Below are 23,091 nucleotides of genomic sequence, written 5' to 3'. Positions count from 1 at the left end.
CTTATGCCGCTTTGATCGCCCGCTCGTGCTTCGAGATCTGCCTTTTTATGCGGCCGAGTATGTCTTCCAGGTGGGCACGCTCGGTGGAGCCCAGTTTGGGATCCTTGAGGGCTTTCTCAGCCGCCGACTGCAAACGGCTTAGATCGCTTCGCGCGGAGGTGCGGGCGTCTCCCGGGAGGGACTGGTTGTCCATCACGGCCATGAGGGTGTCCAGATGCCGGCGCTGGAGATTGCGGCGGAAAAGCGGGATGGCCGCCGCTTTGGGCCCCTCGATCTCTCTCCAAATGGACCGCCGGAGGAACTCAAAAACATCCCGGAGGGAGAGGCGATCGCCGGCTCCGGCCAGAAGCTCCCGCTGGGCCAGGCGCTCAAGACTTGCCCGGCTGTAGAGTTTGTTAAGCACGTTTTGCTGCAGCCCCAAGACCATGCCGTCCAAATTCACTGGTAATGAGCCCCCACCTCCCGTCTGCTCAACCCCCAGGCGCAGCAGAAGCTCCGGGGGAACGGAAAAAGACTCGGCCTTGAAAACTTCTTCATCCAGGAATTTGAGGGCCGCCCTTTGCTCTTGGGCCGTGACCGGCTTAAAGGGAGCGCCCCCTTCTCCCGCTTTGACGCGGCTGGCCCTGACACCCCCTATGAGGGGAGGAACGGCGTTGGCCGCCCCAAAGTACTCCGCGTAGCCCATCATGAAGAGCCGCCTCAACTGGGGATAATCGCGCTCCTGAGAGGGTTTAAGGGAGGCGAGGGATCGCCAGAGCCCGCGGGCCAGTTGGGCACGCGAATGCGCGAAGGCGAGCGTGTCTTTGCCAAGGTCAAAGCGCTGGGTGTCCGGGTCCATGCCGTGGGTGTCCTCGTCGGTCCCATAGGCCAGGCGCGAGTCATAACCGGATTTGGCCGCTATGGCTTTAAGCTGCCTCTCTTGGCCGGCGGCGTCTCCCGAAAGTTCGGAGTAGCCGTATTCAATGGCCCAGCGGTCATAAGGCCCGATCTTTGTCTGGTAATAGGTCCCTTCAGTCTTGCCTAGAGCCGCGATATTGACCGGCAGGTAATCCATGACCGAGGAGGTCAGCTCGCCGTCTTGGCCCAGCCTGGCTTGGGGAAGAAGCTGGCTTCCTTTGAAATTGTGGCGCAGGCCCAGGACATGTCCCATCTCATGGGCCATGATGTGGGACAGGAACTGATATTTGAAGCGCTTTCTCTCGGCTTCGGACACGGGGCCTTTGGCCTCGAGCATGGCCAGCCCAGCCGCGGCGCTGAGCACGGATTGAACCATGTATCCCTCGTGGGGATTTTTTCTCGTCCCGGCTCCATCGGCCAGGGCCACGAGATCCAGTTCATCGGACAAAAAACGGGTCACGATGTCGCTGACCAAAATGGAGCCGCTCAATATCTCTCCGGTGAGGGGCTGGGCCCGGCTGGGACCCACGGCGCCGCTGAAGCCCCCCATATACCAGCGCACCATGTTGTAGGCGGCATTGGCCGGATTAAAAGTCCGGCGCTCCTCCGGGCTCATGTCCTTGTCCACTTCTTTGACGATGACGGCATTGCGAAAGCCCAGGCTCTCGAAAGCCTCGTTCCAGGCCAAAATCCCGGCCTTGATCGCGGGTCGAAACTCCTGAGGTATGGCCTCCTCCAGCCAAAAGACTATGGGGTTGGCCGTTTCCGAAACCGGGGCCGGAGGGTCCTTTTTGCGCAGATTCCAGCGATGGATGAGATTGGTCTGGGGCGTGACGCTGTTCTTGAGGTCGGGGTCGCTGAAATTCTGGTAGCTGGTGGTGAAATAGCCGACCCGGGAGTCCGAGCGCCTGATTTGGTAGGCGCTTGGCTCGGGCAGGACCGCCAGGCTGTAATGGAGTAAAATCGTGATGGTGCGAGCATCCGGCAAGGTCTTCGAGCCTCCCCCTGCCCCCTTGAAATTAAGCTGGACCGAGGCTTCCAGGTTCTTGGGGAAAGCGAGAAGTTTTTGGATAAATGAGTCCTTGTTGGAGAGCATAACCTTCCCATACTGCGCTTCCAGAGCGCCGGCGAGGTCCTCCAGGTCCGCGAGGAAAAGCTCATTGGCGGATAAAGTCAGAGTTTTCCTGGCGCTGTCCTTTGCGAGAATAGGCAACGTGGCTATGATGGAGTCGGAAAAGGAATTTTGGACGGCTTTCTCCTCCGGGGTGCCGGCCGAGGCCCTGTAGGCGGTGTTGCGGCGGATAAATTGGACCTTCGAGCCCGGGATCTGACGGAAATACCACAGATAGGTGTTGAGAGGCACGCCTGTGAAAAACCATTCTTCAGCCGTGCCCTTTTCCAACGTGGCGGAAAGCAGGAAATCCTTTTCCAGTTGGCTCTCCTTGATCTCAAGCTGGTATTTGCCGTCTCCGACGTCCTTGAGGACGAAGAGCTCCGCCGGAGAGCCCGGGACTGGGGGGGCTTGGTCCAGATTCTTTTTAACGGCTTCGACATCGGTTCCGGCCGATCGAGCTAAAGGCTCTAAAAATCGGATCCCTTCCGCCCATAAAATATTGGCTTGGATCAAGGCGACGAGGCTCAACAAAATTTTCATGCCCTTAGGATACAGGAAGTTCCAGGCCCAAGACAGGGTCCTAAGTCCCATCCTTTTTGGGCCTTTCGCCCCAACCGGACCTAGGCCCTTTGCCGGCGCAAAAGTAGGCCCAAGGACCCGGCGGGGGGTTTTAGCCTATGCCATAATTCGGATCATGAAGATTATTAAAGGCGCGCGGAATCGGGGCACTCGAATTTTAGCCGTCCTTCTCGTCCAATCCGTGCTTCTCTCTTCCCTCGGCCTTCAGGCCTCGGCCGCGTCTTGGAGGGGCTTGTTTGGCGGGGAGCCTGGGAAATCCGCGCCGACGCCGTCCGTTTCAGCCCACGGTATGCCCGCTCCAGCCATGCCGCGCGACATGCGCGCGGGCGCTGGCCAAACCACGGCGCTGACCGCGGCCTTTCGCGCCCCGCGGCTTACCGCCGCCCAGGAAGCGGCGATCATGGCCCCGTTCGAGGCCATAGAGGCCATGGGCCGCCTGGGCCGGGCGCGCTCCGTGGGCCGGCAGTTCCGTCAGCTCCAGCGCGCCTTCGCGCCCCGCGTTGCGGAGGCGGAAGCACCTTCCTATGAAAGCGCCGCCTCCGTGGAAGCGCATGGTGCCGGCCCTGCCTCCGATTCCATGGGCGCGCGCAGCCGGACCTTGGCCGCTTTCTCCGAGGAAAGCCGGGGGGCCGAGAAAAGGGAGGTAAAAGCCCCGGCCGCGGCGGCCGCCGACCCTGCGCCCAAGACCAAGTCAGGCGCGGGGCTTCTAAGCCTCGGAAGCGCCGCGGTTTTCTTCATCGCCTCCTTGGTCACGGCCCAGATCGGGATCGAGGCCCTGGGCTCGGCCATGCCCGCCCTCCTGCAGAAGACCTTCGGGGATTTCTCGGTGGTGGCCGACATCGCCATCGTCTCGTCTCTTACGAGCATCGCCGGGAGGATACTCGGACCCCTTGTTGTCGAGAAATTCGGGCTCAAGGGGACCTATCTCGGGGCGCTTGCCATCAAGCTCGTCTCGAGCTCCACTCTTTCGGCTTTGCTCGCCACGGGACACATGAGCGTACCGCTCTTGGCCGCCTTCTACGCCCTAAACGGGCTCTTGGGGGGGATTTCCCTCACCGCCGAGAACAGCATCCCCGCGGCCATGCTCAAGCGCAACCCGGACAAGCTCGAGACCTTCGAGGCCTGGAAGCAGACTTTGCTCGAGACCATGGGAACCCTCGGCCCCATCGCCACCGGGGCCTTGGTGGCCCAGGCCGGGTTCATCCCGGCCCTAGCCGCCTTCCCCGTGACCTTCGGGCTGTCCATCGCAATCATGGCATTCACCTTGCGGTTGCCATCGGAAGAGGCAAGCGCTGGGCGAGCTGCCGTAGAAATCCCGAAAGGAAAGGAAAAACATCTTTCCCAGGGCGGCTTTGCCGCCCTCCTTCGTCAATTCTTCAAAAAAATCGCGGAGGGCGCGCGGCTGGTCTGGAACGATCCGGTCCTGAGGCTGGCATTCCTCGCCTACACGACGTTCATGATGCTGAACCCCTTCCTTTATACCGTGCTCGCCCCGGCCTACGGTATGCTCGTGGCGACCCCCGCCCAACCGGAGCTCGCCGCCGGGGTGTACGGGCTCATGACCGGGCTCTACAGCCTGGGGGGGCTCATCGGGGGCCTCATAATGCTGGCCCAGCAGAGAAAAATGGAGCGCGAACTGGGGAGAGCTAGAGCTTCTCCCGAAGTCGTGGAGGAGCACATGAGAAAATCCATGCTCCAATGGATGCTCTGGGCGACCGCCGCCTTGGCGGCCTTGGCCGTCATGGCCGTGCCCCTTCCGACCTTGGGGGAGCTTGTAAATCTTCCGGGATTCTTGTCTTGGGCCAAGGGCCTCACCGCGGCGGCACTCGTCCTCGTTCCTTTCGGGATAGCGCAGGTGGTGGCGACCCTCAAGATCCACACCTTTTTCCAGCTCCGGACCTCGGAGGAGCACCTCGTCAAAGCCATGGGGTTCATGGGTGCCGCCTCTCTCGCCGTCAGCACAGTGGGGCTTCTGGGGCTCAAGTTCCTCTTCACGGGGAAACTCCCCTTCGGGCTCCACCCCGTGGCGGCCTTCTCGGGGCTCTCTGGCTACGCGCCCTTCATGGTCCTGGCGGCAGGCCTCATCCCCCTCGGGATATTCGCCCTTCTCCTCAGGGCGAAGCTCGACAAGGCGTCGGCTTAGAACGCGCTGTAGAGCCTGCGGTAGAGGGCGTCTCTCCGCATCAAGTCCTGGTGGGGGCCCACGTTGGACACGAAGCCTTTCCCCGTGGCCTTGTTGTAGTCTATGACCACGATCTTTTCGGCGTCCTCCACGGTGGGCAAGTTGTGGGCCACGATAATGCGGGTGGGCTGGGTCCCGTCGAGGTTTCGCAAGCCGTCAATGGCGGCCTTGACCAATTCCTCGTTCTTCTTGTCCAAGCCCGACGTGGCCTCGTCTATAAGGAGGATGCGGGCGTTGCTGTAAATGGCGCGCGCGAGGAAAACCCTCTGCCTCTGCCCCTTGGACAAGGTCCGGCCTCCGGCCACTACGGGGGTGTCAAGGCCGCTCGGAAAGCGCGTCTTGTCGTAAACAAACTCGTCCACGCGCGCGGCGCGCACGGCGAAATCGAGACGAGCCTGGTCTATGGGCCCGTCCGCGGGATAGGCGATGTTCTCACCGATGGTCAGGGTGAAGAGCTCCGCGTCCTGAGGTATAAGGGCGATGTCCCGCCTCAAGCTCTCGGGAGTGGCCTTCGCGATGTCGTGGGCATCTAGCCGGATCGTCCCGCCGCTCGGCCTATGGAATCCCAAGAGGAGATCAATGATCGTGCTCTTGCCGGCACCCTTTCGCCCCACGATAGCGACCTTGGAGCCCGCGGGAACCCCGAAGGAGATGTTCTCGACTCCGCCGCCGGCCTTCTCTCCTTTGCGGGGGGGATACTCGAAGCTCACGTTCTCGAATCGAATCTCGCCCCGAAGCCGGGGGGGCAAATCCTCCTGGCCTTCCTGGCGCTCGGCGTCCGACGCGGAGCCTAGCCACTGGACGAGATCCTCCGTCTCGCCCTTGCTGCTGCCGAATTCCTGGTAGGTCTTTGAAAGCCAACCCACGGCCGCCTTGGTGGCCCCGGCTAAAAGCACCATTTGATAAAGAGAGCCCGCGGAAACCCCGTGCACCAGTCCCCAGACCATGGCCCAAACCCCCAAGATATAAGGGAAGGTCTCAACGAACAAATTGGTGACCGCGCCCTCCAGGACGCCCGTGGTGGCCATGGGGCTTGCGTCCTTGGCCGCCGCCTCCTCCACAGCGATGGCCCGGGCCTCGAATTTCCGGGACTCGGCTTTCTCCGTGCCGAAAATCCTGATAGTCTGTATGTTCGTAAAAGTCTCTGTAGTAAAACGGCCCAAACCCGCCCGCAATTTGTTGAAAGCGGCGTATATCTTCTCGAATTTCTGCTCAAAGCTTCCCTCGGCCACGCCGATAGCCACAATTCCAAAGAAGGTCACGAGGCTGAACAGGGGATAAAGCCAGAACATGGCCGCCGCGCCTATAGCGCCCACGATGACGTTTTGCGCCAAAGGCACCCTCATGTGCAAATTCTTGTCCACCAGGCTTCCAGAGGCCTCGGCGACCTGGGTCACGAGCTCGCCGGAAGCGTGCTTCATGTGAAAAGCCATATTGTTGCGGAGCACCACGGCTTGGAGCTTCTGGACCACCTCGGAGTAAACGGCGGCCCGAAGAGCGCCGGCGCGTATCCAGGAAACCCCTCCCAACAGTATCTCGGTCTGGCGAGTCAGGATGATGTTGACGACGGAAAGGGCCGTTATCAACAGACCCAACGCCAGGCTTTCGGGGGAAGCCGTCAGGCCTCCCGAACGCAGCGCGGCGTCTATGAAGTCCCTTAGGAGAAAAGTTTTGACCAGAGCCAACACGCCGCTCGCGGCCATGGCCCAGCTCGCGATCCTCATTTCGCGGCGGTGCTTGGCGAGAATGGGCTGGAGGACGGGGTCGCCGCGCTTGTATTCCAGCCACTGGCTCTGAAGCCGGTGAAAACCATCCCGGACGCGCTCGATGAATCCCGGCCGGTGTTCCTCGACCTGCGCCTCTTCCTTCTTCTCATCGGGCGCAGAGTCGGCCGCGGCGAGCGGGGCTTCCTTCTCTTCTTCCTGAACGGATTCCTTGGAAGATTTTCCGTAGCCGCCCTTCTCCCAGAGCATCGAGTATTCGCCGCCTCGCGCCAACAGCTCGTCATGCGTGCCGCTTTCCATGACCCGGCCCTTTCCCAGCACGATGATGTTGTCGGCGTTGCGGATCGTGGAGAGACGATGCGCGATCACGATGATGGCCAAATCCTTGCGCTTCTGGCGCAGCGTCTCTATGGTCCGGAACACCTCGTTTTCAGAGATGGTATCGAGGTTCGCCGTAGGCTCGTCTATGATGAGGACCCGGGGGTCCCTCAGCAAGGCCCGGATGATGGTGATGAGGGCCTGCTGGCCTCCGGAGAAGGTCTTGCCGCCGGCCTTGACCTCGGAGTCGAGCCCGACCTCATGGATGAAGCGCGCCCCCACGGAGTCAATCACCTCCTCGAGCTTTTCACGGGAAACGCCCTCGCTTCCATAGACGAGATTGTCGTACAGGCTGCCCTCGAAAAGCTCGGGCTCCTGGGGAACGAAGGCGATATTCCGCTTGAGGCTCTCCGTGGTAATCTTGCGAATGTCCCGGCCGTCCACGGTCACGGTTCCCATGGGCGTGCCGCGATTGAGGGGCCAAAGCTTCATTAGGATTGCCGCGATCGTGCTCTTGCCCGAGCCGGTGTCTCCGGCCAAGGCCGCGGTCTGGCCCGGCTGGACCTCGAACGAAAGGTTGTCCAGGACGTTGACCTCAGGGTCTCCGGGCTGCCGCTTGGGATAGGCGAAGGTCAAATTCCGGACGCGGATGTGGCCGCGGACCTGGGTCAAGGGCTCGGCGTCGGGGTCGTCCCGGTCCTCGGACCGCCGCAGCATCATTTTCCGAATCGTTCGGGTGCCGGCTCGGTTCTTGACCCATTCGATGATTTGCCTTGCCACGCCGCTGAAGCCCGCATAGACAAAGCCCGCGATAAGGCTCAAAGTGAGGGTGTCTCCGAAGGAGAACCCCATCATGCCCCCGCCCACTATGATGAGGAAGCTTCCGGAGATGAAGCCCCCGATCCCGCTTAAAAGCTGGTAATTGGCCCAGACCACGGCCTCTTGGCGGTTGAAAGACAGCAAATCGGCGTTGGCCCCTTGGGCCAAGCGCTTTTCCTCGAAGCCCTCTGCGGAGCTCGCTTTGACCACCCGCAGGTTCTGAAATGATTCGAGGAGCGAGTCGCGGACCTTGGCGATGGCCGTGGACTTGTCATAGTAGAGCTTCTGGACCACGGTCCCTATGATCCCGTTGATCAACCCCAGCGTTCCCAGGACCGGGACGGCCCAGAAGGTCAGCATGGGGCTGACGGACCACATGAGGGGGATGCCGATGGCGAGATAAGCGCCGTAATGGACGATCGCCGGAGGCACCTTGTCTATATTGTTGGTGAGATTGTTCGTGTCGGTCACCATGCGGCTGTTCAAGGACCCGGGGCTGTTCTCCTCGCGGCGGTGAAAGCCGAGCTCCATGTCAAGGAGTTTTTTGGCCAGGTACACGCGGTATTCCCGGGTCACGCGCAGGCCCACGAGCCGGCCCTGGTAGGTTTCGAGCCATTGCACCACCATGGACAGGAGCAAGGCGAAAACGATCGCCCCGGTGTGCCAGGCCAGCAAGGTCGTGTTGGCGGCCGCGCCCAAGGAGACCATGTCCAGGATGGGCTTGAGCAGGCGCGAAATCCCGATGCCCAAGAGCGAATCCAGTAGGAAAAAGAAGGCGTAGAGATAAATGGCCGGCCGTAAATGCTTCACCACATGACCGACGTCAGGGTCGCCGACAAGGATGGACCACATCCCGCGCGCGGCCGCGATGGCTGCATCCCGGGTTTCCCCATACAAATACTCGACATGCCCCAAGCCTTGCTTGAAATAAGCCCCGAGCTCGCCGTGTCCTTGGCGATGCGCTTCCTCGTGGGCGTTGATGACGTCCCGGGTCCGGGCGGACAGGTTGAGGTAAACCTCGGTGGCCGGGCCCTCGGGCCAGGCCACGGGAGCGCTCAAGGCCTGCCAGAGCCGCGTCGCAAGAGGGCGGGAGCTCGCGGCGGCGTCGCCGTTGATCTCTCTCCAAGTGGAAAGGGCCACGCGCAGGCCCAAGACCCCGAAGCCGAGCGAGGCGGCCCCGCCGAAGGCGGCGGTGCTGAGTAAGGCATAGGAGAAAACATCCGCAAGAGAAGGCGCCGGAAGGATCGCGTAGGAGGGCAATACCGCCACCCCGGCCGCGTAGAGGGCCGCGGCCAAGCCCGCGCTGACTATTCCAGCGCCCAATTGGCCGAGGGCGCTGGTCTCAAGCCCTGCCCCGGCCAACAGAGGCTCGGCGGCGACGGCTCGCGGTTGGCTTGCGCGGGAAGATGGCTGCAGATGCGGCTTGGCTAGAGTCGGGCCGCGAACGGGAGCGGCGGCGTTTAAAGGAGCGGACGCCGAGGCCGGAGGATCTCCGGCCTCGGACGCGCGCCGAACCCGCGCGACGGCATCATAGCGCTCGGACAGGAGCGCTCCGTCCTGGACCGGACTTGCCCCCATCTTTTTAGAGGAGGGAATGGTCCAGGCGATTCCGGACAGGACCGCGTACGCGGCTGCCGAGCCCAGGGCCGCGGCGTGAGAAACGGAAAACGCCGCCTTGACCCCAGCATTGCGCGCGGCATCGAGAGTCCGGGCGGAGCCCGCGGTTCCGTGCCAAGAAAGCGGCAGGCCAGGTCCCAAGGTTACGGCCGTACCCTCCATGAGATCGGCGAGGCCTGCTTCCGGCAGTCCGGGATGGGGAATGGCCAAGGACAGCGCTATGGGGGAGACCCTGGCGCCGCCTTTATTGGGAGCGCCCTTGAAAACGCCGGGAGCCGCCAGACCGGGCTGGGCCGAGCAAAAAACCAAAGAGAATGAGAGAAGGCTAGCTACGATTTTGCGGTGGAGCATCGCTGTCCTCATGATATAGTCGGGCTTACGGTATTTTATTTTGATTTTCCCAAGCCTCACAGGGCTATTGGGCCTAGACCTCTCCCGCCAAAGGTCCTAGACGATCATGGGCTTTTATGCCTACGAGCGTTCATAGCAATTTAAAGAACTTGAGTCCGGAGATCAAAACCGCCGCGAGAGCCTCGCCGATGATGAGGCCGGAGCCCACGGCCTTCACGCCCTCGCCGTCGCCTTTCATGGCTCTGGCCGCAAGCCAGGCGACCGCGGCTCCCAGAGCCGCGGTCGCCATCATCTGGCCGGGAAGAAGGAGAGCCAGGCCCAAGACAATGCCCGAAGGGGCGGCATTGGGCCAGCGTCTTTCAAGAAGGCTCAGCATCACTCCCGCCACGGCGGCGACCGCCACGACCGGGCCCAATTCCGGCGGGAGAGCGCCCAGGCCGCGGTTTAGAATCTCGGCGAAGGCCACCCATTTCTGGGACATGGGGGAAACCAGGCCCTCGGGGCCGAATCCGTAGACGGCCTTGAGCATGGGATAAACTATGGAGAGGACGAGGCCCCCGATGGGAATCCCAATGAGTTGGGCCACGAGCATTTTCTTTCGGGAAGAACCAAGGATATGCCCGGTTTTGAAGTCGTTGGCCAAATCGCCGGCGGAGGCGGCGATCCCGGCCGTGCTGGCCGCGGTGGTCAGGCTGGTCGCCACGCTTCCGGGAGAGATGCCCGCGAAAGCCGCCTGAGTGGCCGAACCCATCACCGACACCGGGGTCAGGTCCGTTTCGCCGGTGGCTTTGATGCAAATGAGCATGAGAGGAAAGGCCAGCGCCACGGAAACAATGGTGAGAATCGGGCTGATCCCCATCAGGGAATATTGGACCGCTCCATGAAGAAGGACTAGCGCGGCCACGCCGATGAGGAGCGGCTTGAGGGGAATGTCGCTGCGGTGCAAGCTGGTCAAGGAATGAAAGGAGTTCATGATCAATTTCCAGTTTAAAGCCAAAGAAGCCAAGCCGTTGGCGACCATGAACGCGACCGCGGGCCAAAGAGTCCATTTCGTCAGGACCGCGAAATACTTCCCCTGGGCTAGAAGGTCCTGAAGGTGGAAGACCTCGGCCACGGGCATTCCCATCCCCGCATGAATCATCAGGGGGGCGATAGCGCCCCAAAAGAGCAGCGAGGCGCCCAGCATCCATAGGGCATTGCGCAAGCCCATGAGCATGCCCGAACCCGCGAGCATGGGGGAGAACTCAAGGCCCAAGCCGTAGGGGGTCGCAAAGAAAGCCCCGGGGATTTTATCGAGCCCGTCCTTCAGAAAACCCAAGGTCATGGACGCGACGCCGAAAACCCCGACGGTCATGGCCCTGGCCCTGCCGGGGCCATTGGGGTCCTCGAGGCTGATCAAGGTTTGGGCGGTCGCTTCTCCCGATGGGAATTTGAGTTTCTCTACTTCTATATAGTGGCGCATGAGGGGGGCCGCCATGAGCACGCCGAGAGCCGTGGTGGTATTGGCCCATAAGAAAGTCCTCACCGGATCCAGGACGAATCCCATCTGGTCCATGGCCACCAAGGGCACGCTCATGAAGGCGGCCGTGGCCGCGCTCGAGGCCGCGGTCTGGACGAGATTGTTGGCCCTGGCGCTAAAGCGCCTCTGGCCGATCGCCTTGAGCAAGAGGAAGGCCAGGACCCCGGACAGGGCGTTGACCGACGGGCCCATGCCCATTTTAAGGAGCATGTAAGGGTAGCTGGCCGAGACGACCAAAGAAATCGCGACAATGCTCAGGAGCATGGTGGGCGTGAATCGGTCGTCTCCGCCAGCCTCGGCCCCCGCTTTAACCACCGGAAGATCCTTCGCCGCGATCGAGCGCCCAGAATCCGGGGATGGGTGACCTCTGGATCTCGCCAGAACGGCGGTTGGGGAGGGAGGACTCATCTCCTCCAGCAAAGGCACTCCCCAGCTCGACGCGATGGCGGCCTCTTGCTCATCAAAGGATTTCCTGCCTTGAAGGACTTGGGACGACAGGGGAGCGCTCCGCAAGCTCTCTCGAGAGACCCCCACGGACGCATCCAATAAAAGTAGGCCGCCACCCGATCCGCCCTTGCATCCCGAACCGAACCGGGCAAGGCAAGCCGAGGGCTCTCAATATGGACCCGCGGCGCGTCCGCGCCATGCGCGCCGAATCGGGATGCCGGCGCGACAAGCCCGGAGGGGAAACGTTGCCAGCGGGATCCGGAGGCCTGCCTCTTGGCGGCCGCCAGAGCCTCTCCGCTTACAGCCGGCACGATGGAAGCGTCAGCCGAGCGCGCGCCGGGAATCACGAATGAAACGATTTCCAAACGGCCGGCCGGCCTTTCCACGGCATTTAAAACCCCCGCCCAGGCTTGATACGATTGGAAGCTGGGAGAGGAAAGGACGAGGCAGAACAAACATAAAAGGGAGAGGATTCTTTTTATCAGCATGTCTCTAATTGTTAAGGAAGCGGCCGGAATCCGCGAGGGACTAAAGACCCAAGCCGAAAAGGAAAATGGCCCAGGCCTTTTCTAGGCCTCAAGGCCTACTTCGTTGAACCTTGACTCGACAATTTGTTTTAATGAGGTGAAATGTGCCGGCTTTTCGCTCAAATTTCTCCCTCTCCAACGAGCGCCACTCCGCACCTGGTGGAATCCGAGTTTTCCTTGCTTCGGCAAAGCGATTTCAACAAGGACAACCTTCAAAAGGACGGCTGGGGGATCGGCTATTTCGGGAACAAAAACGAGCCCGTGGTGTCGAAAAGCCCGAAACCGGCTTTCATGGAAAAAGAGCTCTTCTCCCGTGCCGCTCGGCCCGCCGCGAAGATCGTCATAGGCCACATCCGCGCCGCCTCCAATCCCCGAGACCTTCCGGAAAGCGAGCTCCTAAGCGAGGCCAACTCCCAGCCCTTCACGGACGGGGAGTGGCTTTTCGCCCATAACGGGACCTTGAACATACCGGGAGAAGTGACGGAGAATCTGGGGAGCCTGGCCCAAAACCTCAAGTCATTAAACGACAGCGAGGTTTATTTTTGGCAGTTCATCAAATTCTACCGGAAAACCAAGGACCCGATCGCGGCACTCCGGTCATGCGTCAAGGAGAACTGGGAGCTGTGGGAGAAATGCCGCGGCGCGCACCCCGACAAGAAGGGACCCTACACCACCTTGAACGCGGTGCTAAGCGACGGCCGCCGGCTCTACGCCTTCTGCCACGGCTCGCGCCCCAGCACGACCTTCGGGGTGTACAACCCGGACCAGCCCTGGAGCGTCATGAGCTTCGCCCAGCGGGGGAACATGGCGCTTATCTCCAGCGAGAACCTCGACCGGGGGGACAGCTGGACGCGATTTAATCCCCCGGAAATCCTGAGCGCGGAGATCGCGGGCGGTGTGGTCCGGCTGGAGAGAATCCCAGCCGGACTGGAGGTTCCCGCGTCAATTCCAAAGAATCTATGAAATACCTAATAAGCTTCGTCATCTTCATCGTGGCGGGCTTCTTCGCCTTCCGCCAGATGCGGCCCAAGCCCCTGCCGCCCCCGCCCCCACCCCCGCCCATCCTCCAGGAGCCGCTTCCCGTGATCAACGAGGAAGAGCAGCAGAAAATCATAAAGTCGGCCAACGACTCCGATCCCGCGGTGCGCTGGGAGGCTTTGCTTCTGCTCGACAAGATGCGCTCGCCCCAAGCCTATCCCCTCCTTTTCGAGAAGCTCCGCAAGGACCAGGAGGCCCAGGTGCGCATCAAGGTGGCCAAGCTACTGGCCGCCCGCAACACCCAGGACGTGGCCCAGAACCTGGTCTGGGCCTTGAGGGACCGCGAGGCCGAGGTGCGCATCGCGGTCCTGCAATCCTTGGATCAGCTGGGCAATTACGCCACGGCCTCGGCCATCACCGAGGCCAGCCGGGACCCGGATGAATCGGTAAGGGTCCAAGCCTTGAAGACTTTGAACAGCCTGCAGGATAAACGGGCCGCCGAGATCGAGCTGGCCCGGCAGAAGCACGAGGAGGAGATTCGCCGGCGGCAGGCGGAAGCCGCCAAGAAGCGATAAACGCTTATGGAACCAGGCATCAAGGAAATCAACCAGAAGGTGACTCAGGAAAGCTCGTTCGTGGCGGTCTTGAAGCGCGAAATGGCTCGGGTGATCGTGGGCCAGGAGGAGGCCGTGGATCGCATCCTGATCGGGCTCCTCGCCAACGGGCACATATTGCTCGAGGGGGTGCCGGGCCTGGCCAAGACCCTCACCATCAAGACCTTGGCGCAGGCCGTTGACGCGGAGTTCTCGCGCATCCAATTCACCCCCGACCTTTTGCCCGCGGATCTTACGGGGACCTTGATCTTCAATCCCAAGGACTCGCAGTTCTCGGTGCGCAAGGGACCGCTGTTTTCCAACCTCGTGCTCGCCGATGAGATCAACCGGGCCCCGGCCAAGGTCCAGAGCGCGCTTCTGGAGGCCATGCAGGAGCGCCACGTCACCATCGGAAACTCCACTTACCCCTTGCCCGAGCTCTTCCTGGTCCTGGCCACCCAGAACCCCATCGAGCAGGAGGGGACCTACCCCCTGCCAGAGGCCCAGGTGGACCGCTTCATGCTCAAGCTCAAGATCTCCTATCCGACCATAGTCGAGGAGAAGGCGATCCTGGAGCGCATGACCGCGGCCCACGTCCCGGTCCCGGAAAAGGCCGTCTCGCCCCAGCAAATCCTGAAGGCCCGCGAGACCGTCTCCCAGATCTACGTGGACGAGAAGATCAAGAACTACATCCTGGATCTGGTATTCGCCACGCGCCAGCCGCAGAATTACAGGCTGAATTCCCTCAAGAGCCTTATCTCGTACGGTGCCAGCCCCCGGGCCACCATCGCCTTGGCCATGGCCTCCAAGGCCTACGCGTTCTTGAACGGACGAGGCTACGTCACCCCCGAGGACGTCAAGTCCATCGGCCCGGACGTGCTGCGCCACCGCATACTCGTGAGCTACGAGGCCGAGGCCGAGAATCTCTCCTCGGAGAACATCATCCAGACTTTGTTCGAGACCATCGAAGTTCCTTAAAAAGCCGCGGCGCCGCCATGATCTCCCGGGAAATCCTCAGCCAAGTCAGGCGCATCGAGATATTGACCGGGCGCCTGGTGAGCGAGACCTTCGCGGGGGAATACCAAAGCGTGTTCAAGGGCCGGGGCATGGAGTTCCAGGAGGTGCGCGAGTACTCCCCGGGAGACGACATCCGCGCCATAGACTGGAACGTGACCGCGCGCACCGGCAGGCCCTTCGTGCGCCAGTACACCGAGGAGCGAGAGCTCACCGTGGCGGTCGCCTGCGACCTCTCCGGGTCGCAGTACTTCGGCAGCGCCCAACGGCTCAAGAACGAGACCGCGGCCGAGCTCTCCGCGGTCCTGGCCTTCTCGGCCCTGCAGAACAACGACAAGGTGGGGCTCTTCCTGTTCACCGACGAGATCGAGGAATACGTGCCTCCCAAGAAGGGGCGGCGCCATGTCCTGCACCTTATCCGGGATGTCCTGGCCTTCGCCCCGGAGCGCCGGGGGACCCGCATCCAGGCGGCCCTTGACCGGATCAACCGGGTCTTAAAGCGCCGCTGCATCCTGTTTCTCATCTCGGACTTCCGGGACCAAGGCTTCGAGAAATCCCTCAAGATGGCGGCCTTGAAGCACGACGTGGTGCCGGTGCTCATACGCGATCCCCTGGAGGCAAGCCTGCCCCGGGTGAACGCCGTTCTCAACCTGCAAGACCCCGAGTCCGGGGAGCGCGCGCTGTGGGACGCGGGCCGGGAGGACCTGCGCGAGTCTCACGCAGGCCTTGAAAGCGCCCGGATCAAGAGCTTGAAGCAGACCTTCCGGCTTTACGGCCTCGACGACATCGAGATCGGGACGGACAGGTCCTACATAGAGCCGGTGATACGATTTTTTCGGGAACGGCAAAAGAGGCTCAGGCATTGAGAATCACCACGGCAGCGGCGATAATCATGCTCTCAGCAGCCCCCTCGGGCCTCAAGGCCGAGGGGGCGACGCAGGAGCCCATCTGGACCCTCTCTGCCTCGACGACATCGCTCGAGCTGGGAGACACCGTCGTCATTTCAGGCTCGCTGAGAACTTCCCCGGAGCTCGACCTTGCACTCGAGCGCTCGACCTCGAGCGCGGAGGCTTTTCTCGTTTCCTCGTATGATGAGCTGGGCTCGATCCTGGAGAGGGGAAGCCGGATCAAGTCGTTCAAGCTTTCCGTCATCCCGGCGCAAGTCGGAAAAATCCCCTTGGCGACCACCTGGGTCGCCAAGGGGATGGGAGAGCAACGCTTCAATGCCCCTCCTGTGGAGTTGCATGTCCGCGAGCCGCCCTTGGACCCGCAGGGAAACCCGCGCCCCATCAAGGAGCCTCTGGCCGCCCGGCCGGCACTCTGGCCCTGGATCCTGCTCGCGGCCGCCTGTGCGGCGGCCTACGCCTCCTGGCGGCGCTTTAAGCGCCGCCAGGGTTTCACGCCCTTGAAAGCCGCGGCCGCGGACCCGAGGCCGCCGCAAGTCGTGGCCGAGGAAGAGCTCGCCAGGCTTGAAGCCTCCGGCCTCTGGGAGCGCGGGCTCTACAAGGAGTTCTACAGCGCCCTCTCCGAGATCCTCAGGCAATACCTGGAAAGGCGCTGCCGGGTCCCGGCCACGCGCCTGACAAGCTCGGAGCTTTTTCGGCATTTGCGCCAGGCCGAACTCGACCGGGGCGTGGTCCAGGCGCTCAAGGAAGGCCTCTCGCGCGCCGACCTCGTGAAATTCGCGAAAACCCGCCCCGACCAGGACTGGGGGCCCGCCGATCTTGCCGCGGCGCGGCGCATCGTGCATGAAACGGCACCCCGGGATCTCGCGCTCAAGGAAGCGGGCAAGCCATGAGATTCTCCTACCCTTGGGTCCTGGCCCTCTCCGGCCTCGCCTTGGTCCTGGGCTGGGGCTATATGCGGCGCGAGAAGGCGATCAACCCTTCGCTGACTTTCCCGCTTCCGGGCGGCAGAAAGAGAAAGCCCTCTCTCAAGGCGAACCTAGCCCGCTGGGCCGGACCGGGCCTTAAGCTTGCCGCCATGCTTCTCATCATCGCGGCTCTGGCTCGTCCGCAGAAGACCGCGGGACGGCTCGTCCAGTCCGGGCAGGGCATCGCCATCATGCTTGCCATAGACACATCCCAAAGCATGAGCGCTATCGACTTTGCCCCCGCCGACCGACTCGGAGCGGCCAAGGACACAGCCAGCCGCTTCATCGAGGGCCGGGCCCAGGACCGAATTGGAGCGGTCGTTTTCGGAGGAGCTCCCCAGCTCGCCTGCCCGCTCACTGTGGATTACGGAGCCTTGCTCTCGGAGCTCTCCGAGCTTTACCCGAACATGACCCACGCCGAGGGCACGGCCATCGGAGAGGGGATCATATCCGCGGTCAATCACTTGAAGTCGAGCCCGGCCAAGAGCAAGGTCATCATTCTTCTCACCGATGGGCGCAACAACGCGGGGCTCATAGACCCCGTGACCGCGGCCAAGACCGCCGCCAGCTTCGGCATCAAGCTATACGCCATCGGCACGGCCAAGCGCGGCCAGGCTTTGATGCCCGTGGACGACCCCCTGCGCGGCAAAGTGCTGGTGGCCATCGAGGACGACCTCGACGAGGACCTTTTAAAGGAAGTGGCCCAGATCACCCAAGGCAGCTACTTCCGCGCCACCAGCCTGAACGAACTCAAGGAGATATATGCCACGATAGACAGGCTTGAAAAATCCGAAGTCAAGCTTCCTGAGATCGCCTCACGAGGCGATCTCTACTTCTTCCCGGCGGGCCTGGCCGCCATCCTCCTCCTCCTCGAAATGGCCGCGGCCGGCACGGTCCTCTTGAGGTGGCCCTGATGTTTAAATACCCGGCCTTTCTATGGGCTCTTCTCCCGGCCTTGACGGCGGCGGGGCTCTCCTACTTCCAGGGCGAAAAGCGGCGCGCGCGGATCTCGCGGGCCCTGGGAGATTCGCGCACCTTGGAGCGCTTGGCCTCGCTGGGGCGGGGGCCCCGCCGGCTCCTCAAGTTCTGGCTCAAATTCTGGGCCCTGGCCTTCCTGGGCCTGGGCCTGGCCGGGCCCCAGTGGGGCCTGGAGCTCGTAAGCGCGGAGTCGGACGCCAGGCAAGTCCTCATCGCCGTGGACGTCTCCCAGTCCATGCTGGCCGAGGACTTCAAGCCCTCCCGCCTCGAAAAAGCCAAAAGGGAGCTCGCCCTTCTCCTGGACCAGCTCCCGGGAAGCCGGGTGGGGATCATCGCCTTCGCCGGCGAACCCGCCTTGGTCTGCCCGCTGACCACCGACCTCGAGGCCGCCAAGCAAATACTTTCAAGCCTCTCCCCCGACATGGTCCCGGTGCCCGGCACCGGGATCGGCAAGGCGATCAAGCTGGCATCCCAGTCCCTGGAACGCTATTCGGGAGAAAAGTCCTTGGTTCTCATCACGGACGGGGAGGACCACCGCACCGACCCGCTCAAGGCGGCGCGCGAGGCTCTCGCCCAAAGTATGCGCATATTCCCCATCGGCATCGGCAGCCCCGAGGGCGAGCCCATCCCGATCAAGGAGGGGGGAAACTTGTCCGGCTACAAGAAGGACAAGAACGGCCGGACCGTGATCTCCAAGCTCGGGGAAGGGGCCTTGTCCGCGATCGCCGCCGAGACCCGGGGACGCTATTACCGGGCCACGGCGGGAGAATCCGAGGCCGCTTTGATCGCGGAGGAAATCCTCAAGGCCGGAAAGGCCAAGGGGGCCGCCTCCTCCATGGCCCGCTACAAGAACCGCTTCGCCGTTCCGCTAGGTCTGGCCTTGGCCCTCTTAATGCTGGAATTTTTAATTCCCGAGCTCCAAAAGAAAAAAACCTTATTGCCCGTGGTCTTACTCCTGACGGGAGCGCTACACTCTCCCCTGCACGCCGCACTAGGTGCCGAGGGGTCTCTACGCCGGGGCAACAAGCTCTACCGCAAGGAGCTCTACGCCCCGGCCTTGAAGGAATACGAGGAGGCCGGGCGCCGCAAGCCCCGGGACCCGCGCCCCTTCTTCAACGCCGGGGACGCCCTGTACCATTTAGGGGAATATGGGAAGGCTCAAGAAGCCTTCGCGGCCCTGGCCGAGTCCGCGGCTCCAGCACCCTTGCGCGGCCAGGCTTACTATAATCTAGGGAATATGCATATGGCCCAGGGCCAGTACCCCCAAGCCGTAGAAGCCTACCGGAACGCCCTGGGGCTGGCCTCCAAGGACCCGGACCTGCGCCACAACCTGGCCCTGGCCCTGCGCTATTTAAAAAACCCTCCGCCGCAAAAGAAGCAGAAAGACCAAGGGAAAGAGAATCCGCAAAACCAGCCGAGCCAGAGCCCGAATTCCCAGGACCGCCAACAGCCCGAGAAATCAAAACCTCAACCCCCGATTTCACGGGAGGACGCGGAAAGGCTGCTGCGCGCGGTCGCGGAAAAAGAGAAAAGCGCTCCCCAGCTCAAGCGGGAGAAAGCGGCCAAGCGCCCCCCAAGCGAGCCGGAGGAGGACTGGTGACGCTCCCAGCACTCCTACCCCTTTGCATCGGCATGGCCTGGGCTCAGCTCAACATCACGGCCGAGGTGGACAAGACGACGGTCGCCTTGGACGACCAAGTCGTGCTGAGCGTGGTCGTGACCGCCCCCCAGGCCATGCTTCCCGAGCCCCAGCTTCCGCCCCTATCCAATTTCAGCGTTTACTCCTCGGGGCGCAGCCAGAACGTCTCCATCATCAACGGCCAGGTCTCCAGCTCCATCGTCCACACCTACGTCATGGTGCCGCGCTTCGTGGGGCGCGCGACCGTGGGCCCCATCTCCATCGCCGCCCAGGGGCGCAAGGCCCAAACCGAGCCCATTGAGATCACGGTGGAGCGTCCGGGGTCCGCCTCCCGTGGGGCAGCCGGGCGAGCGCGCCGGGAAGAGCCCGCGGCCGAGGAGGAGAGGCCGCGACGCGCCGGGGCGCCGGAGGCCTTCGTCACCGCCGAGGTGGACAAGAAAAAGGCCTACGTCAATGAGCAGGCAACGCTTTCGATCAAGTTCTACACGGCCGTAAGCCTGCTTGGCAACCCCCAATACAGCGCTCCCAAAATGAGCGGCTTCATTTCCGAGGACCTTCCCCCGGAGCGACACGGCACCGTGACTCTCCATGGCCGGCCCTATTATTTCTCCGAGATCAAAACCGCCCTGTTCCCGGCCCAGCCGGGCAAGCTCGCTATCGGCCCGGCCACGGTCGCCTGCCAAATCCAGAGCGACGCCTCCGTGGACCCCTTCACGGCTGATTTCTTCGAGAGGTTCTTCTCCCAGGGGGCCGCCGCGCCCCAGACCCGGGAGCTTAAGTCCGACCCCTTGGTCCTCGAGGCCCAGCCCCTGCCCGAGGTGGGCAAGCCCGCCAACTTCTCCGGCGCCGTGGGCCGGTTCTCGATCTCGGCCGCCCTCGACCGCCCCCAGGCCAAGGCCGGGGAGGCCGTGACCTTGACCGTGACCGTGGAGGGAAGCGGCAACCTCAAGAGCATCGGCGAACCCGAAATGCCGAGCCTCGAGGCCTTCCGAGTCTACGACACGGTGAGCTCCCTCAATATGGACAAGCGCAAGGACCTGGTGCGCGGCTCCAAGGTGTTCAAGACCGTGATCATGCCCAAAACCCCGGGCAGCTTCACCGTGCCGCCCATCGCCCTTTCGTATTTCGACCCCGAGAAAAAGGCTTATCTCAGGGCCTCGACCTTGCCTCTTGCGATCAAGGTGGAGGAGGGAGCGCCCTCTCCCGCGGACCGATCGGAGTCCGACTTCGGCCCCCGGCCGGAGCCGCGGGGGCTGACGGTGGTGTCGCGGGACATCCGCTATTTGAAGCTGGCGCCCAGCCGCTCGGCCCTGAGCCGGCTCCTCGAGGCCGCGGCCGCGGCCGGGCCTATACACTCCCTGCCCTTCCTCCTCCTGGGACTTTGCGCGGCTTGGGACGGCTGGCGCCGCAGGCGCCTGGCCGATCCCCAGGCCTGGCGGGAACGAGCGGCGCTGAAGAAAGCTTTAAGCAGGATCAAGCAGGCACAGGCCGCGGCCGATCCTCAGAAATCGGCGGCCTTGCTGGCCGAGGCCCTGTCCCGGTACCTGGCCGACAAGCTGGGGCGTCCCTATTCCGGGCTCACCTGGCGCCGGGCCCGGGAAAGCCTCCTCGAAAGGCACCCCCGCCTTCCCAAGGCGCTCCTCGAGAAAACCGGCAGCGTCTGGGAGGATCTCGATCACGTGCGCTTCGCCCCGCCGTCGGCGGGAGCGGGCCCGTCGAGCCTCATGGCAGAGTCCCTGTCCTGGATACTCAAGGAGCTCGACAAGGAGCTGGCATGAAGCTGATCGCCCTCGCCTTCCTTTCGTCCCTGGCCGCGGCTCTTCCTCAAGCCCAGAAACAGTACGACACCAAGGACTACCGCGGCGCGGCCGAGGCCTACCAAGCCCTGCTCGCGGCCGAGCCCCGCAACGCGGGGCTCCACTACAACCTCGGAAACTGCCTGTTCAAGCAGGGCCGATTGGGCCAGGCCGTGGCCTCCTACCAAAGAGCCTTCGACATCAACCCCAGGGACTCGGACATCCGCCACAACTTGGACTTCGCGCTGAAAAGATCGGGGGAGGAGCTGGTTTCCCCGGGCGTTCCCACGCCGCTTTTCGTCCTGGCCCATTTCCTGAGCCTCCGGGAATTAGCCGGCCTGCAGTGGCTGGGGTGCTGGGCCTTTCTTCTCCTGGCGAGTTTCTTCCTGCTGGATCCCCGCAGACGGGCGGGGGTCCAGCCATGGCTCGCCGCGGCTTTCGGCTTTTGGGTATTTTTCGCGGCCTGGTGGCTTATCCGCGGCGGCTTGCGCCCGCCGCGCCTGGCGGTCGTCATAAGCCCCACCGCCCAGATTCGCAGCGGGCCCGGGGAAAGCTCGACGGTCAGCTTTACGGCCCCGGAGGGCCGGCGCGTGCAAATTCTTTCCGAGAACGGGGCCTGGCTCGAAGTCGGCGATCTAAAGGAAGGGAGCAAGGGCTGGATGAAAGTGGAAGACGTGGATTTAGTGTGGGAGAAAATAAAATGACAAGAACGGAAAAAGATTCACTGGGGGAAAAAGAAGTTCCGGCCGAGGCCTACTACGGGATACAGACCTCGCGCGCGGTCGAAAATTTTCCGATCTCCGGGCTCAAGGCCCATCCCAGCTTGATCCGCTCCTACGCCGCGGTGAAGAAAGCCTGCGCTTTGGCCAACCGGGAGCTCAAGGCCCTGCCGGGAGACAAGGCCGCGGCCATCCTCAAGGCCTGCGACGAGGTCTTGGCCGGCAAATGGGACGCGCAGTTCGTGGTGGACGTCTACCAAGCCGGGGCGGGAACCTCGTTCAACATGAACGCCAACGAGGTCATCGCCAACAGGGCGGCCGAGCTCTCGGGGGGCAAGAAGGGGGACTACAAGCTGATCCATCCCAACGACCACGTCAACATGGCCCAGTCCACCAACGACACCTTCCCGACCGCGACTTTCGTGGCGGTCTTAAAGCAAGCGCGCGCCCTCCTGCCGGTGCTTGAGTCCCTGGAGGATTCTTTTTTCGCCAAGGGCAAGGAGTTCTCTTCCTTCATCAAGTCCGCCAGGACCCATCTCCAGGACGCGGTACCCATCACCTTGGGCCAGGAGTTCAAGGCCTACGGAGAGGCCCTGGCCGCCTGCCGCGAGGAGCTGGAGAGAACCTCAGCACTCCTCTGCCGCGTGGCGTTGGGAGGAACCGCCGCCGGGACCGGAACCAACACGGCCCCGGGCTTCCGGGAGAAGGCCGTGGGGCATTTGGCCAAGATTACGAATCTTCCCTTGAAGCCCGCGCGGGACGCGCGCCTGGGCCTGCAAAGCCATCAGCCGCTGTCGGCGGTTTCGGGGGCGCTGCGCGGGCTTGCCGTCGAGCTTACCCGCATCTGCAACGATCTGCGTCTCATGTGCTCCGGCCCGACCACGGGGTTCGCGGAGATCGTCCTGCCCGCGGTCCAGCCGGGCTCCTCGATCATGCCGGGCAAGGTCAACCCCTCCATGATCGAGTGCCTCAACATGGTCTGCTTCCAGATCATCGGACGGGACTTAGCGGTGTCCTTGTGCGCCCAGGCCGGGCAGATGGACTTAAACGTGATGACGCCCCTCTCGGCCTACAACCTTCTCGACTCCATCCAGCTCCTCGTCAATTACCTGCCCGCGGTGGAGAAGCGCTGCATCCGCGGCATCGCGGCCGACGCCGAGCAGTGCCGCCGCTATTTCGAGAAGAGCCCGTCCTTGGCCACCTTGCTCAACCCCAAGATCGGCTACTCCCGCGCCGCCGAGGTGTTCAAGGAGGCCGTGGCCAAGAAAACCACGGTGACCGAGCTCGTCCTGGCCAAGGGCCTGCTCGGGCGCGAGGAATTGGAAAAGCTCTTCGACCCCAAGGACGTCACGGGAGCTCTGGACTAAATCGCGAAGTTATCCACAAAACTCCGCAGGAAGTTTTTGT

The 23,091-nt window shown here is 62.8% G+C and carries 15 protein-coding genes; 12 read left to right on the top strand and 3 right to left on the bottom strand.

Annotated features, from left to right (window positions below; all coding sequences use genetic code 11):
* Position 1: 1 nt before the first annotated feature.
* Positions 2-2,551, bottom strand: coding sequence for a zinc-dependent metalloprotease (locus HY921_09755; protein MBI5631153.1), 2,550 nt, complete (start codon positions 2,549-2,551; stop codon positions 2-4).
* 154 nt (positions 2,552-2,705) lie between these two features.
* Here HY921_09755 and HY921_09750 point away from each other — a divergent pair, with 154 nt between their 5' ends.
* Positions 2,706-4,733 carry a hypothetical protein gene (locus HY921_09750; protein MBI5631152.1) on the top strand — a complete coding sequence of 676 codons (2,028 nt, stop codon included), beginning with the start codon at positions 2,706-2,708 and terminating at the stop codon, positions 4,731-4,733.
* On the opposite strand, the gene HY921_09745 is transcribed toward HY921_09750, so the two are convergent.
* Both HY921_09745 and HY921_09740 read right to left on the bottom strand, forming a co-directional pair.
* Positions 4,730-9,601, bottom strand: coding sequence for an ABC transporter ATP-binding protein (locus HY921_09745; GenBank protein ID MBI5631151.1), 4,872 nt, complete (start codon positions 9,599-9,601; stop codon positions 4,730-4,732). The genes HY921_09750 and HY921_09745 overlap by 4 nt on opposite strands.
* 130 nt (positions 9,602-9,731) lie before the next feature.
* A complete protein-coding gene (locus HY921_09740) occupies positions 9,732-11,435 on the bottom strand; it encodes an OPT/YSL family transporter (GenBank protein ID MBI5631150.1) in 1,704 nt (567 codons plus the stop codon).
* 305 nt (positions 11,436-11,740) lie between these two features.
* On the opposite strand from HY921_09740, the gene HY921_09735 reads away from it, so the two are divergent.
* The 11 genes from HY921_09735 (at position 11,741) to HY921_09685 (ending at position 23,051) form a co-directional block, all read left to right on the top strand.
* Positions 11,741-11,920 carry a hypothetical protein gene (locus HY921_09735; protein MBI5631149.1) on the top strand — a complete coding sequence of 60 codons (180 nt, stop codon included), beginning with the start codon at positions 11,741-11,743 and terminating at the stop codon, positions 11,918-11,920.
* A 276-nt stretch (positions 11,921-12,196) separates the two neighbouring features.
* On the top strand, positions 12,197-13,057 hold the full coding sequence (locus HY921_09730; GenBank protein ID MBI5631148.1) for a class II glutamine amidotransferase: 861 nt from the start codon (positions 12,197-12,199) through the stop codon (positions 13,055-13,057).
* Positions 13,054-13,647 (top strand): HEAT repeat domain-containing protein, encoded by a 594-nt coding sequence (locus HY921_09725; GenBank protein ID MBI5631147.1) that lies wholly within the window; start codon positions 13,054-13,056, stop codon positions 13,645-13,647. The genes HY921_09730 and HY921_09725 overlap by 4 nt, the downstream gene beginning before the upstream one ends.
* A gap of 6 nt (positions 13,648-13,653) precedes the next feature.
* Complete coding sequence (locus HY921_09720; GenBank protein ID MBI5631146.1) at positions 13,654-14,643, top strand: MoxR family ATPase; 990 nt, start codon at positions 13,654-13,656, stop codon at positions 14,641-14,643.
* A 17-nt stretch (positions 14,644-14,660) separates the two neighbouring features.
* Complete coding sequence (locus HY921_09715) at positions 14,661-15,545, top strand: DUF58 domain-containing protein (protein MBI5631145.1); 885 nt, start codon at positions 14,661-14,663, stop codon at positions 15,543-15,545.
* A gap of 26 nt (positions 15,546-15,571) precedes the next feature.
* A complete protein-coding gene (locus HY921_09710) occupies positions 15,572-16,477 on the top strand; it encodes a hypothetical protein (GenBank protein ID MBI5631144.1) in 906 nt (301 codons plus the stop codon).
* Complete coding sequence (locus HY921_09705) at positions 16,474-17,466, top strand: VWA domain-containing protein (protein MBI5631143.1); 993 nt, start codon at positions 16,474-16,476, stop codon at positions 17,464-17,466. Before HY921_09710 ends, HY921_09705 begins: the two co-directional genes overlap by 4 nt.
* Positions 17,466-19,130, top strand: coding sequence for a VWA domain-containing protein (locus HY921_09700; GenBank protein ID MBI5631142.1), 1,665 nt, complete (start codon positions 17,466-17,468; stop codon positions 19,128-19,130). Before HY921_09705 ends, HY921_09700 begins: the two co-directional genes overlap by 1 nt.
* Complete coding sequence (locus HY921_09695) at positions 19,127-20,947, top strand: protein BatD (GenBank protein MBI5631141.1); 1,821 nt, start codon at positions 19,127-19,129, stop codon at positions 20,945-20,947. The genes HY921_09700 and HY921_09695 overlap by 4 nt, the downstream gene beginning before the upstream one ends.
* The gene (locus HY921_09690; GenBank protein MBI5631140.1) at positions 20,944-21,669 is read left to right on the top strand and encodes a tetratricopeptide repeat protein; all 726 of its coding nucleotides are present in this window, start codon (positions 20,944-20,946) and stop codon (positions 21,667-21,669) included. Before HY921_09695 ends, HY921_09690 begins: the two co-directional genes overlap by 4 nt.
* The gene (locus HY921_09685; protein ID MBI5631139.1) at positions 21,666-23,051 is read left to right on the top strand and encodes an aspartate ammonia-lyase; all 1,386 of its coding nucleotides are present in this window, start codon (positions 21,666-21,668) and stop codon (positions 23,049-23,051) included. Before HY921_09690 ends, HY921_09685 begins: the two co-directional genes overlap by 4 nt.
* Positions 23,052-23,091 lie beyond the last annotated feature (40 nt).

The organism is Elusimicrobiota bacterium (genome assembly GCA_016218575.1).
In the GTDB taxonomy this organism is placed as follows: Bacteria; Elusimicrobiota; Elusimicrobia; order UBA1565; family UBA9628; genus JACRDN01.
The sequence above is the reverse complement of the archived record's forward strand: the minus strand, read 5'-3'. Positions and strand labels throughout refer to the sequence as shown.

Excerpts from the sequence above, each read along its gene's own strand:
- HY921_09700 (MBI5631142.1), top strand. The coding sequence starts at position 17,466 with ATGTTTAAATACCCGGCCTTTCTATGGGCTCTTCTCCCGGCCTTGACG.
- HY921_09720 (MBI5631146.1), top strand. The coding sequence starts at position 13,654 with ATGGAACCAGGCATCAAGGAAATCAACCAGAAGGTGACTCAGGAAAGC.
- HY921_09750 (MBI5631152.1), top strand. The coding sequence starts at position 2,706 with ATGAAGATTATTAAAGGCGCGCGGAATCGGGGCACTCGAATTTTAGCC.
- HY921_09705 (MBI5631143.1), top strand. The coding sequence starts at position 16,474 with ATGAGATTCTCCTACCCTTGGGTCCTGGCCCTCTCCGGCCTCGCCTTG.
- HY921_09715 (MBI5631145.1), top strand. The coding sequence starts at position 14,661 with ATGATCTCCCGGGAAATCCTCAGCCAAGTCAGGCGCATCGAGATATTG.
- HY921_09690 (MBI5631140.1), top strand. The coding sequence starts at position 20,944 with ATGAAGCTGATCGCCCTCGCCTTCCTTTCGTCCCTGGCCGCGGCTCTT.
- HY921_09755 (MBI5631153.1), bottom strand. The coding sequence starts at position 2,551 with ATGAAAATTTTGTTGAGCCTCGTCGCCTTGATCCAAGCCAATATTTTA.
- HY921_09710 (MBI5631144.1), top strand. The coding sequence starts at position 15,572 with ATGCTCTCAGCAGCCCCCTCGGGCCTCAAGGCCGAGGGGGCGACGCAG.
- HY921_09735 (MBI5631149.1), top strand. The coding sequence starts at position 11,741 with ATGGACCCGCGGCGCGTCCGCGCCATGCGCGCCGAATCGGGATGCCGG.
- HY921_09745 (MBI5631151.1), bottom strand. The coding sequence starts at position 9,601 with ATGCTCCACCGCAAAATCGTAGCTAGCCTTCTCTCATTCTCTTTGGTT.
- HY921_09685 (MBI5631139.1), top strand. The coding sequence starts at position 21,666 with ATGACAAGAACGGAAAAAGATTCACTGGGGGAAAAAGAAGTTCCGGCC.
- HY921_09730 (MBI5631148.1), top strand. The coding sequence starts at position 12,197 with ATGTGCCGGCTTTTCGCTCAAATTTCTCCCTCTCCAACGAGCGCCACT.
- HY921_09725 (MBI5631147.1), top strand. The coding sequence starts at position 13,054 with ATGAAATACCTAATAAGCTTCGTCATCTTCATCGTGGCGGGCTTCTTC.